Origin of the sequence: Marinomonas ostreistagni, from assembly GCF_016461785.1 — a bacterium.
Classification (GTDB): Bacteria; Pseudomonadota; Gammaproteobacteria; order Pseudomonadales; family Marinomonadaceae; genus Marinomonas; species Marinomonas ostreistagni_A.
In genome coordinates this window covers 177,821-189,963 of record NZ_JAEMUH010000007.1, presented here as the reverse complement: position 1 = coordinate 189,963, position 12,143 = coordinate 177,821, and the positions used below count along the sequence as shown (strand labels likewise).

At 45.6% G+C, this 12,143-nt stretch carries 11 protein-coding genes; 5 read left to right on the top strand and 6 right to left on the bottom strand.

Going from position 1 to position 12,143, the window contains the following annotated elements:
* Positions 1 to 36: 36 nt before the first annotated feature.
* Positions 37 to 1,449, bottom strand: a complete 1,413-nt coding sequence (locus JHD44_RS09285; RefSeq protein WP_199462476.1) for a dihydrolipoyl dehydrogenase — start codon at positions 1,447 to 1,449, stop codon at positions 37 to 39.
* Between the two features lie 325 nt (positions 1,450 to 1,774).
* Here JHD44_RS09285 and JHD44_RS09280 point away from each other — a divergent pair, with 325 nt between their 5' ends.
* Together JHD44_RS09280 and JHD44_RS09275 are read left to right on the top strand one after the other, a co-directional pair.
* Positions 1,775 to 2,521, top strand: coding sequence for a tetratricopeptide repeat protein (locus JHD44_RS09280; protein ID WP_199462475.1), 747 nt, complete (start codon positions 1,775 to 1,777; stop codon positions 2,519 to 2,521).
* Positions 2,522 to 2,577: 56 nt separating this feature from the next.
* Positions 2,578 to 3,609, top strand: coding sequence for a DUF2157 domain-containing protein (locus JHD44_RS09275; RefSeq protein WP_199462474.1), 1,032 nt, complete (start codon positions 2,578 to 2,580; stop codon positions 3,607 to 3,609).
* 30 nt (positions 3,610 to 3,639) lie between these two features.
* Here the strand turns inward: JHD44_RS09275 and JHD44_RS09270 are convergent, their stop codons facing one another.
* Entirely contained in the window at positions 3,640 to 4,545 is a 906-nt protein-coding gene (locus JHD44_RS09270; RefSeq protein ID WP_199462473.1) for a LysR family transcriptional regulator, read from the bottom strand.
* A gap of 133 nt (positions 4,546 to 4,678) precedes the next feature.
* Between JHD44_RS09270 and JHD44_RS09265 the strand changes: the two genes are divergently transcribed.
* Both JHD44_RS09265 and fghA read left to right on the top strand, forming a co-directional pair.
* Positions 4,679 to 5,797: an S-(hydroxymethyl)glutathione dehydrogenase/class III alcohol dehydrogenase gene (locus tag JHD44_RS09265; RefSeq protein WP_162847591.1), complete on the top strand. Its 1,119-nt coding sequence runs from the start codon at positions 4,679 to 4,681 to the stop codon at positions 5,795 to 5,797.
* 65 nt (positions 5,798 to 5,862) lie between these two features.
* Positions 5,863 to 6,696 (top strand): S-formylglutathione hydrolase, encoded by an 834-nt coding sequence (fghA, locus tag JHD44_RS09260; RefSeq protein WP_199462472.1) that lies wholly within the window; start codon positions 5,863 to 5,865, stop codon positions 6,694 to 6,696.
* A gap of 115 nt (positions 6,697 to 6,811) precedes the next feature.
* On the opposite strand, the gene JHD44_RS09255 is transcribed toward fghA, so the two are convergent.
* Complete coding sequence (locus JHD44_RS09255; RefSeq protein ID WP_199462471.1) at positions 6,812 to 8,434, bottom strand: methyl-accepting chemotaxis protein; 1,623 nt, start codon at positions 8,432 to 8,434, stop codon at positions 6,812 to 6,814.
* 165 nt (positions 8,435 to 8,599) lie between these two features.
* Between JHD44_RS09255 and JHD44_RS09250 the strand changes: the two genes are divergently transcribed.
* Positions 8,600 to 9,433, top strand: coding sequence for an SDR family NAD(P)-dependent oxidoreductase (locus JHD44_RS09250; RefSeq protein WP_199462470.1), 834 nt, complete (start codon positions 8,600 to 8,602; stop codon positions 9,431 to 9,433).
* A 15-nt stretch (positions 9,434 to 9,448) separates the two neighbouring features.
* On the opposite strand, the gene JHD44_RS09245 is transcribed toward JHD44_RS09250, so the two are convergent.
* The 3 genes from JHD44_RS09245 to JHD44_RS09235 form a co-directional block, all read right to left on the bottom strand.
* Positions 9,449 to 10,432, bottom strand: a complete 984-nt coding sequence (locus JHD44_RS09245; RefSeq protein ID WP_199462469.1) for an alpha/beta hydrolase — start codon at positions 10,430 to 10,432, stop codon at positions 9,449 to 9,451.
* 9 nt (positions 10,433 to 10,441) lie between these two features.
* Entirely contained in the window at positions 10,442 to 10,729 is a 288-nt protein-coding gene (locus tag JHD44_RS09240) for an HlyU family transcriptional regulator (protein WP_199462468.1), read from the bottom strand.
* A 71-nt stretch (positions 10,730 to 10,800) separates the two neighbouring features.
* Positions 10,801 to 11,985, bottom strand: coding sequence for an MFS transporter (locus JHD44_RS09235; protein WP_199462467.1), 1,185 nt, complete (start codon positions 11,983 to 11,985; stop codon positions 10,801 to 10,803).
* Positions 11,986 to 12,143 lie beyond the last annotated feature (158 nt).

Below are 12,143 nucleotides of genomic sequence, written 5' to 3'. Positions count from 1 at the left end.
GATTGATTAAGGTTGCCAGAGTGAGGGTGTTGTTCCTTAAGCGCCAATAACTTCTTCCACTGGTTTATCGTAAAGTTGCTTTGCTAACTCCCTAAGTGCCATGCGAACACCCTCTTCGATATTGGGGTGATAGAACGGCAAGCGTAGGATCTCGGCTATTTCGACATTAAGCTGATGAACCCAAGCCAGTTGATGCAGTAAGTGTTCACCTCGTGGGGCGATCATTTCCCCCCCTACTAATTGCTTTGTTTTCTTATCTGCATACAAACGAATTAGCCCTTCCGTCTCTTGCATGACTCGTGGGCGACCGAGCATATTGAAATTATAGCTACCGATGGCAATGTGTTCAGGATCAAGCTCTACAAAGCGTTTGCCAAAGAAGCCGATATTAGGATGAGTAAACGCCATGCCCAGTTCGGTGCGTGCTTGGTAGTGTTTGGCTTCGCCTTGCTGTAGGGCTTGAATGACGTTGTAGGCGGCGATGCGACCTTCATCTGCGGCTTCATGAAGGATGGCCTTTTGCCCTGTCGCATCGCCCGCTACATAGATACTTGTACCTTGGATACGCATAGTACTTGAATCGATCTCAGGCATGCCTTGTTCATCTAACGTAATACCAGCGTTAGCAAGGTTCACTGTATCTAGGTTAGGACGACGACCTAGGGCGGCAAGTACTTGATCCACTTCAATACTCTGCTCGCCAACGCTTACTTTGACTCCGTTTTCGATTGGCTCTAATTGTGCCGCTTGACCAAGGTAAAGCGGAAAGTCATGACCTAGAAGTTCAAGAGCCTTGTTACGCACCTCGGGATCGCTAATGCCAGCCAAGGTATCGGCCATTTCAATGCCTACTACCTCGACACCCAAACGGGCCATGGCTTGGCCAAGCTCTAGACCAATCACGCCAAGGCCAATGACGGCGACTTTTTTCGGTAGGCTAGCCTGCTCAAAGAAGGTGTCGGACGTCACGACACCCTGGATGGCTTGCCACGCCGCAGGTAAAACGGGACGTGAGCCAGGGGCTAAGATAATCTGCTTCGCTTGAATTTGCTCTGTTTGGCCATCGGAATATGTCACTTCTAGCGTGTTGGCGTCGATAAAAGCGGCGCGACCGTTAAGGTTCTTATCGGCTGGTAGTGTTTGCCAAGGGGCAATGGTTTTCTCGACAAAGCCGTCGCGCATAGACTGCACTCGTTTCATCACGGTTTCACCATTTACGTGTGCTTGGGCTACCCCTTCGATGCCTTCTACGGGCAGCTTTTTCAAGCGGTCAAAATCATCGGCAATTTGAATCAGCACCTTCGACGGCATGCAGCCCACTTTGGCGCACGTCGTGCCATACCAACCTTCATTGATTAGCACATAATTATTGGTCACTTTTTTTATCAGTCCGAGTGCGGTTAAGCCCGCAGAGCCTGCTCCAATGATCGCAACATCTACTTGACGCATGATAAATCCTTAAATAATTATTAGATTTTTCTAATGTATTAAGCAGATGTTATTTCTGCAAGTCAGTAATGGATAGAAAGCGACTTAGATCAAATTAGAGAATGTAGAGGTATTTATTTGAGAAGCCTGGGGGAACTGGACTAGTCGCTAAGCGATTTAGACATGCGTCTTTTGTGTGATGTTTAACTATCTTGGTGCACTGCTTGATATTTAAAATATTCTTTGTTAAAAATAAAAATCATTCTCAATATGGTGGGAAAACGAAGAGAGAATGAAGTGATTTTTATTAGGATCTTACTGATCCCCTTAACAAGGATGTCCAATTATGAAAAGTCGAAGTGGCATGTATGCTGTGAGCTGGACTTTGTCTTACAAGCCTTCATTGAGTAATCTGAAACCTAAAATCATTGCCTCGTTGTTTTGTTTTTTTCAGTTTATTGCTAACGCTTCTTACGCAGAGATGTACGGTAATTACGATGCGAAGAAGATTTTAATCGTTACGGAAACTGAAAACGGTCAAAAGAAAGGCGTTGATTTACGATATTTAGATTCAATCATTAATGACCTTGGGAAACATGCGAGTGTTTATCCTCCTAGGTTTGACAACGCTGCGGATTTGCGACGTGCTAAAGCTGACGCACGGTCGCTTTCAGGAGTGTTGGATATTCTTGTGGATACGCCGACAGCATCTACTGATCTTTTAAAACGCAGCAGCCTTATAAATAGTATTGGATTCATGCTAGATATTCCTGGTTCGGCGGATAAGGCGGATCGAGATTTTAGAAACCTACTTAATCAGATGCCAGATGATACGTTTGCAAATTATAGGTACGGTGTTTTCCTAGCTGATAGTAATCAAGGAAGCAAAGCATTGCCGTATTTAGAAAAATCAGCAAAAGCAGGGGTGAAGCAAGCTTACTATTCGCTAGGTATGGTCTATTTATCGCAGCAAAACATGGAGTTGGCTGTAAAAAATCTTGAGATCTACAAAGGTCTAACGCCCAATAATGAGCACGTTGAAGGTTTACTAGATGCCATCAAAAGCGGCAATGTAAAGTTTAAAAAGCATTAACGCTTCTTGGACTACACTGCTTCACTTCGACTTTCTTTGGATTTTGGGGGACTTAAATGGATGTAACAAAGAGACAATTGAAAGCCGCTGCGAACGAGGGGATTATTTCCACTGAGCAGTCTGAAGCCTTGTATGAGTTCTTGTCGCATCAGTCGCAGAGCACTCCGACATTCAATTTCACGCATACCCTCTATTACCTTGGCGGTATGATGGCCATCGGGGCAATGTCGCTGTTTATGAATTTAGGATGGGAGTCGTTTGGCGGCGCTGGGATATTCTTTATTTCGCTCTTGTATGCTGTGCTCGGGCTTTGGATATGCCATGTGTTCGCCGCTAGAAACTTAAGTATTCCTGCAGGTATATGTGCGACCTTTGTGGTTTGTATAACACCGTTAGCGGTTTATGGGCTGCAGAAATGGTTAGGCGTTTGGCCTGATGACAGTGTGTATAAAAGCTTTCATAGAACCATTAAATGGCATTGGATTTATATGGAAGTTGCTACTCTTGCCGTAGGTGGTTTGCTGGCTTGGAAGTATAAATATCCATTTATGCTCATGCCCATCGCTGTCTCGCTTTGGTATATGTCGATGGATGTTGCATTGATGTTAGCGGGTGATCGATCTGCCTATGAACTTAGAACCTTAATTTCTATGTACGTTGGTTTGGTCATGATTATCTTGGCTTTTGTGGTTGACCTAAAAGCCCATAAAATCGCTGACTACGCATTTTGGCTGTATATTTTTGGTGTCCTCACTTTTTGGGGAGGCATGAGCAGTCAGCATTCTGATGATGAGCTTTCTAAATTTATCTACTTCAGCATTAACCTGGTGATGGTTGGTATTGGTGTATTGTTGATGCGGCGAGTGTTTGTAGTATTCGGAGCATTAGGCTGTTGTGCTTATTTCGGTCATCTAGCATCTAGTGTCTTCAAAGACAGTTGGCTCTTTCCAATGGCGTTGGTGTTGATAGGGCTTGGTATTATTGCGCTTGGTGTGATTTGGCAGAAAAACGAGCAAAATATTTCGATGGCCGCCAGGAAAAAAATGCCTTTGCCACTAAGAGAGCTATTGGAGTTTAGAGAGAGCTAACAAGGCTTGTTAGCTCTGGTTCGCTTAGTATCAAAGCCGTTTACTCCAACTGGCAAAAATATCTTCTTTTTCAAAGCGCTCAATCAAGTAATCGCAAACGGCTTTGAGTTTCGGTGACGGCTGTTGGGCGCGAGGATAAACCAGCCACACACCGGTGTAGGGGTACTGATATTGTGGGAGCAATGAAATCAGTCGCCCTGACGCTAAGTCTTCTTTTACATAGTAATCAGGCAATTGCGCAATACCGAGACCTCGGCGGATGGCGTCGAGAAGGGCAGGGCCAGAGTTACTGCGCCAATGGCTGGAGACTTTGACTTCTTTACGCTGACCGTTCTGACTGAATACCCAGTGAGTTTTAGAGCCCATTAAGCATTTGTGTTTGCTCAGTTCAGCGAGGGTGTGAGGCACGCCATGTTGGTCAACGTACTCCCGAGAGGCACACAGATATTCAGCTCGGTCACACAGTCGTCTTGATAACAGGCTGGAGTCACGCAGTGCTCCCATGCGGATGGCGAGGTCATAACCTTCTTCCACCAAGTCCACTTCGCGGTTGGTAAGATGAAAGTCTAAGTCGACTTGTGGGTTTTGCATTAAAAAGTCATTGAGCAAGGGCGCTAGGTAGCGCTCGCCAAAGGTGGTGGCGCAGGTAATACGCAGTGTACCCATGGGTGCTTGAGTGAGGGCACTGACGGCTTCTTCCGCGCTGGCGAGTGCATTCGGTAGCTCGCGACAGTGTTGGTAAAACTTCTCGCCCGCTTCACTGAGTCGAATACTGCGCGTGGTGCGAAATAACAGCGTGGTGTTTAAACGCTCTTCTAAATGGGTAATCAAGCGACTGATGTGTGAAGCCGAAACATTTAACCTGCTTGCGGCTTTGGAGAAGCTCCCCTGATGCACGACTTCGACAAAGGCTTCCATGGCTTCCCAGTGTTTCATGACATTATTACTCGCTATTGTTGCTGTATGACAATAATAATTTGTCAAAATGGCTATTATCGCAATAGTTTTTTGCGTCTACACTTAGCCCACTTGTTTCATTAACGGTTATGTTAGAACGGAGTTCACAATGTTGAAATGTAAAGCAGCGGTCGCTTGGGGACCAGGTCAGCCTCTTAAAATTGAAGAAGTTGAAGTACAAGATCCGCAGGCAGGTGAAGTGCTTGTTCGCATGGTAGCAACAGGTGTGTGTCACACGGATGCGTTCACACTTTCTGGTGAAGACCCAGAAGGTATTTTCCCTGCGATCCTTGGTCACGAAGGTGCTGGCATCGTTGAAGCCGTTGGTGAAGGTGTGACAACACTCAAACCTGGTGATCACGTTATCCCTCTTTACACGGCAGAGTGTGGCGAGTGTAAATTCTGTAAATCTGGCAAAACGAACCTATGTCAGGCCGTTCGTGCGACGCAAGGTAAAGGTCTTATGCCAGATGGCACGAGCCGTTTTAGCATCAACGGCGAGCCGATCTTCCACTACATGGGCTGTTCTACTTTCTCTGAGTACAGTGTTGTCCCTGAAATCTCCTTGGCGAAAGTCAATGAAGAAGCCGCAATGGACAAAATCTGTCTACTTGGCTGTGGCGTAACGACGGGTATCGGTGCGGTGCTTAACACGGCAAAAGTGGAAGCGGGCGCGACGGTTGCAGTCTTCGGCCTAGGCGGTATCGGTCTATCTTGTATCCAAGGTGCTCGTTTAGCTGGCGCTGGTCGTATCATCGCGATCGACCTAAACGAATCTAAGTTCGAAATGGCTGAGCAGTTCGGTGCAACGGACTTCATCAACCCATCTAAATTCGACAAGCCAATCCAAGAAGTGATCGTTGAGATGACTGACGGTGGTGTGGATTACTCTTTCGAATGTATTGGTAACGTTAACGTGATGCGTGCAGCGCTTGAGTGTTGTCACAAAGGTTGGGGTGAGTCGATCATCATCGGTGTAGCGGGTGCAGGTCAAGAAATCTCTACTCGTCCATTCCAGCTAGTGACGGGTCGTGTATGGCGTGGTTCTGCGTTCGGTGGCGTTAAAGGTCGTACCGAACTTCCAGGTTACGTTGAAGATTACATGAGCGGTAAGATCGAAATCGATCCGTTCGTGACACACAAAATGAAGCTTGAAGACATCAACGAAGCTTTCCACCTAATGCACGAAGGTGAAAGTATCCGTACGGTTATTGAGTTCGACGCAAAATAAGCGTTCATCATCTTAAAAAGCCCATCTCTAGGATGGGCTTTTTTTACTGATACGAAGAGGGAATTATGGAACTTTTATCGAGCACGAAAGTAAGCGGCGGTTGGTTGAAACGCTACCGTCACGAAAGTTTGTCTGTAAAAGGTGACATGGTATTTGCCATCTTTTTGCCAGCACAAGCTGAGAGCGAAAATGTACCTGTGTTGTACTGGTTGTCAGGTTTGACTTGCACGGATGAGAACTTCTCACAGAAAGCTGGTGCGTTTAAGAAAGCAGCGGAACTCGGTCTTGCGATTGTAATGCCTGACACGAGTCCGCGTGGTACCGATTACCCAGCAGAGCATGAAAGCTACGACTTTGGCTCTGGTGCAGGTTTCTATGTGAACGCAACGGTGGTGCCATACTCAAACACTTACCACATGTACGACTATGTGGTAAAAGAGTTGCCAACATTGGTAGAAGAGCACTTCCCAGTCACGGATAAGCGTTCTATCTCTGGTCACTCTATGGGCGGTCACGGCGCGCTAATTTGTGCGCTTAAAAATCCAGGTCGTTACCAATCTGTGTCAGCGTTTGCGCCGATCACAAATCCAACGCAGTGTCCTTGGGGCGAGAAAGCCTTCACCGGTTACTTAGGTGATGATCGTGAAGCGTGGAAAGCGTGGGATACCTGTGAGTTGATCGCGATTTCTCAAGAGCGTCTACCGTTATTGGTTGACCAAGGTGAAGCGGATAACTTCCTAGAAGAGCAACTTAAGCCAGAAGCGCTTGAGCAAGCCTGTGAAAAAGCAGGTCATGAACTGACGCTACGTCGTCAGTCTGGCTACGATCACAGTTACTTCTTTATCTCTAGCTTTATTGATGACCACCTCGTTCATCACGCGAAAGCATTGGGTCTATAATCTAGACTTTTTATGTAAGCACTTTATTGTTAAATATAGAAAAGGCGAGCCCCTTAGGAGGCTCGCCTTTTTTGTAGATGATCGCTTTAACTAATATCTTGGCTTAAAAACAATATTAATTAAAACGGAATTGATTGATTTGTACACGTAGGGCATCAGCCATTTTAGCGATCATTTCAGATCCTTGCGCCACTTCTTCTGACTCTTGCAAAACGCGTTCAGAGACTTCACGGATACCCATTAGGTTGCTGTTAATCTCTTCGGCAACTTGGCCTTGTTGCTCTGCCGCCGAAGCAATCTGAACACTACTGTCGGAAACTTCATCCACTTGCTGCAGCATTCGAGCTAAGTTATCTGCTGCATTTCTCATGCGCTCAGCGCCTTTTTCAGCTTGCTCTGTACTGGTCGCCATAGATTGCGAGGCATTAGAAGACTGTTGTTGCAGCTTCTCAATGATGTTACGGATTTCTACAGTGGAGCTTTGTGTGCGGCTAGCAAGAGTACGAACCTCATCAGCCACCACGGCAAATCCTCGGCCTTGCTCACCAGCACGTGCAGCTTCAATGGCGGCGTTTAAGGCAAGCAAGTTAGTCTGCTCTGAAATATCGCCAATGACGCTTAAGACTGATTCAATTTCTTGGGTTTGGCTTAACAACTCAATGATAACGGTATTAGCACCTTCAACATGATGCGTCAGTGTTTGAATGTTCTGATTGGTCTCACTGAGATCTTTGCTAGATGATCGGGTAGTTTCTTGAACCACTTGGGTTGCACTTGCAGTGTCTTTCGCATTGTTAGCCACATCGCGAATAGAGTAAGACATTTCATTCATGGCTGTAGCAAGTTTTTCTACTTCGTTAAATTGAGCGTCCATACCACCTTTGGTATTAGCAGTATTGGTACGCATTTGTAACGATACCGCTTGCAGCTCTTGAATGGCGTTTGACACACTACCTAAAGTATTTCCCAGCGCTAAAGACATCTGGTTTGCGGAGTCTGCTAAGATGCCTAGTTCATCTTTGCGATTCAACTCTAGGTGCTGTGTCATGTCGCCGCTTGCAACGGTTTGAAGGTGAGCAGTGACAACTTTTAATGGTCGAACAATGCTGCGAACCACAAAGCAGCTTGCCGTCAAGGCTGCTAATACTAAAAGGGTTTCGATAATGGCAGAGACTTGAACATTAGACCAAAATGCCGCTTTAACATCGGTATAAAAGACACCAGAACCGATAATCCAGCCCCAGTCCTTTAGACCTTTTACGTAAGAGACTTTATCCTCAGGTGTGTCGACTTGTGGGCCTTTGTATGTGTATTCAACAAAGCCTTCCCCTTGTTGCTTAACGGTTGTCACCATTGCTTGCCAATGATAGTTACCACTTGCATCCGTTTTATTGGTTACGTCAGAACCATTAAGCTGAGGCTTTAGAGGGTGCATTAGTAGTTTATGTTGGTAATCGTTGACCCAGAAATAACCACCATCACCATAGCGTAGTGCAGCGACCGCTTGCAGTGCTCTTTCTTTAGCTTCTTTTTCACCTAGGACAGAGGATTGATCGTGATAAAATTTAACTAAGGAGTAAGCATTATCAACTTGCTCTTTTACTTGAAGTTTTCGAGCATCAAGCGCTTCATGATATTGAGTGTAATACGCATTAAACTCAAAAATAACAAGCAAACTTACCAGAATCGCAATCAAGCCCCAAAGCTTGCGACTGACTTTTATATTGGTTAACTTCATTGGATTCCTCCTTGATTTCGATAAGCAGGAATTATGAATGCATGGTTAAATTTTTAGACTGATGTGCGTCAAATTTTATTCATTCTCATTAGTATTATTTGGCATAGCGTTAATGCTTTTCTATTCTCATTGATCATATTTTTTTACTGTCATTTGGAAGAAACAATGCGTTATTCAATTTTAATTACAGGATGCAGCAGTGGTATCGGTTTAAATGCTGCGCTAACGCTCCAAACAAAGAACTTTCAAGTCATTGCTAGTTGCCGTAAACAAGAAGATGTTGACCGTATACGAAAGTTAGGCATTAAGCATGCTGTGCAGCTTGATCTAACTGATCCCGAGTCGATTGAGCGGGGCTTAGCGCAAACCTTGGAAATTACTGGAGGTAGTCTATTTGCTCTGTTTAATAATGGCGCTTATGGACAGCCCGGTGCCGTAGAGGATTTACCTGTTGCTGCCTTACGACAACAATTTGAGAGCAATGTCTTTGGTACGCATGATTTAACAACCCGAGTCGTTAAAGTCATGTTAGCTCAGGGATACGGGCGTATTGTGCAGAATAGCTCTGTATTAGGTTTGGTCGCTGCTCCATTTCGTGGTGCCTACAATGCGAGTAAATTTGCTTTAGAAGGTTTGACAGATACCATGCGAATGGAGCTGAGTGATACACCGATCAAAATCAGCACTATAGAGCCGGGCCCTATCGAAAGTCGTTTTCGGGCAAATGCTTTAAAAGCCTTAAAAGCTCATATCGATATTGAGTCGAGCCGCCATCAAAAAGGATATCAGGATGCGGTGTCTCGATTAGAGCGAGTCGGCCCAGCGTCAAGTGGTACACTTCATGCGGGAGCCGTGGTGGATAAGTTATTGCACGCGTTGTCTTCCACAAAACCTAAGCCACGCTATTATGTAACTTGGCCTACCTATGCGGCTGGATGGATGCGTCGCTTGTTACCGACTTGTTTGCTTGATCGAATCATGATTTCACGTGGTAACTAGTGTGAAACATTGGGGTTAGAGATGCGACTCTAACCACTTATCTATGGAGGCCAGATAGTGTTGGCGTGATGGAGTGGGGGATAAGTATAGGTCATGGAACCCCCCTTCGATGCGTTCGATGTGCAAATCTTTAAAGGTCTTTTGCGCAGCAAGAGTCATGCTTTCCACATCCAGTACACCATCCCCTTGCTTTATACGCTCTAGGTCGCGTTCGTGACGGGTGGTAGTGTTTGAGCAGCACATCAATGTGGGTAACGCGAGTCCCAACTGTTTTACTTGTTTTTGTGCCAATAGAATTTGTTTGAGCCAATTAAAGGACAATGGAAAGCCTTTGGCTGGCTTCCAGTCTAGACGATATTCCCATTCACCACAGAAGTGCTTGTGCAATGTTCTAGCGTACAAGCTGATGTCTTTTTCTCGAATGGAATGAAACGGCAGTAGTGAGACAGTGAGCCAAATAGGCCAACTGACACGTTTGGTCACCTCAGGAGAAAAGGGTAAGGCTAGAAAAGGACTGTTCAAAATAAGCCCAGTGACCTTTGTCATATCAAGCGCTGAGTCGGCTGTGTTATTTCTTGCAAGATGGGCTAGGAAATGCGAGGCGATCAATCCACCTGTGGAATGCGCCAACAGCACCACTTCCTCAATTCCTCTCTGTCTTAATTCACACAGTGCGATGCGCAAGTCATCATGATATTGCGCCATGTTCTCACACCAATTAGGGCGACTATTGGGACGAATAGAGCGGCCATAGCCCTGAAGATCGAGTGCGTAAAATTGCCATTCTTGTTCATCGAAGTGTCGTGCTAGATCGGCTTGAAAGAAGTAATCGGTATAACCGTGCAGATATAAGATGGCGCGTTCTTTCGGTGTGCGAGTCTTATATTCCACCAATGTGGTGACGACTTGAGTCGCCACACCTTGAAAAGCAAATGTGTGCGCAATGAAAGGCGAGCCAAGTAAATCCTGTTTACTGTGTAAATGTTGCCAAGTCAGCACACATCGCTCCTAGAAGATCTGCTCGCCCATTTGATCAATGGTCATTTTGGCTTTGCGAACGGTTAACTCAATGCACTCATCACGGCTGGCAACAAGGTCTGAACGAATAAAATTGTGCTGCTTTTGTGTTTCGCCTTCGCCTTTTGTGATGATGGCGCAGACACGATATTGGCCTTGATCAGACTGTGGCGTAGGGGTAATGGTGAAGCCATTGTGCTCGACTGGATCGGCTGCTGGTGCGCTATTATCAGTGCCTGAACCAGAAAATAGATTGGCGATGCTTGAGAAAATACCCATGACAATAAAAGTCCTTGCTAAGAATGAATAACCCTCATTGTCATGGATTTTAGCGCTGAGTCAAATTTTGCTTACAAAGCGGCACGATTGGCAATGATCACCGCACGTTTTTGACTCGACATCAGTGTGAACATGGCCAACATAACCGCTGGTATCATCAGTAGGTTTAATATTTCCCAGCCAAAAATAGAATGCCAGTAACCAGAAAGCAGGCTGGCTGCCGCAGCGCTGGTGAAAACGACCAAATCATTGAGCCCCTGAACTCGTGCTTTATCTATTGGCTCGTAAGTTTTGGTTAGCAGCGCTGTGGCTCCGATGAAGGTAAAGTTCCAGCCAATCCCTAATAAGACTAAAGCACTGAAGAAGTGCCAGTAAGACACACCAAATTGATTCAAGAAAATACAACCAAGCAGCATGAGGCAGCCCAGTTGAATAATTCGGTAAGTACCGAATTTCATAATCAAACGACCAGTGAAGAAAGAGGGTAAGAACATACCTAATACATGCCATTGGATAACAGAGGCAGTACTACCAAAGTTAAAGCCGCAAGCCTGCATGGCAAGAGGTGTAGCTGTCATAATAAGAACCATCACGGCGTAGCCAATAGAGCCGGCAATGATGGCACCCATCAGATCCGGCTGCTGTAACAACGCACGATAAGGCCTAGGCGTGCCTTGGCGCTCTTGTTCGCTAGGTGGCTTTAACGGAAGTAGTGCAATCAGAACGGTATTTGCAACATACAGTGCAATCAATGCCACAAAGGCCCCAAGATATTGGGTGTCAGGCGCCCAATGCTCAAACCATATCGCCATGTTTGGGCCTAGAATCGCAGCGATCACACCTGCGCCCATGATCATACTGATGGCTTGAGGTGCTTTTTCTTTAGCAACGTTCTCGGTTGCCGCAAATCGGTATTGTTGGCCAATGCCGATAGCCATACCCAACAGAAATGTGGCGCAGCAAAAGAGCGGAAACATGCCATGTTTCACACCATAGTAAGCAAGAAAAGCTCCGAATACGCCAATAAGGTTGCCAATTAAGAAGCCTTTCTTACGACCAAACCAGCCCATTAGTAGAGCAGCTGGCAAGGTGACGCCCATTAAGCCAATAAATTGTAGAGCAACTGGAAGCGTGGCTAAGCTGAAGCTCGGCGCTAAACTTTGTCCAATTAATGCTGTCACAGACACTAACAATATATTGCCTGTGATGAGTAGAGCTTGTCCGAGTGAGAGTCCCCAAACCGTTATATTAAGCATGCTAAATCCCTTATCTAGCTTTCATAATATGTAACGAGGCTATGGCACAACTCCGCTTCGCCAACATAGTAGTCGAGCAACTTGAACATTTATTGCATTAATATAGTGATCTCATGAACTAAGTTCAATTTGAATCGCGTAAAATAAGTAGGGTTACA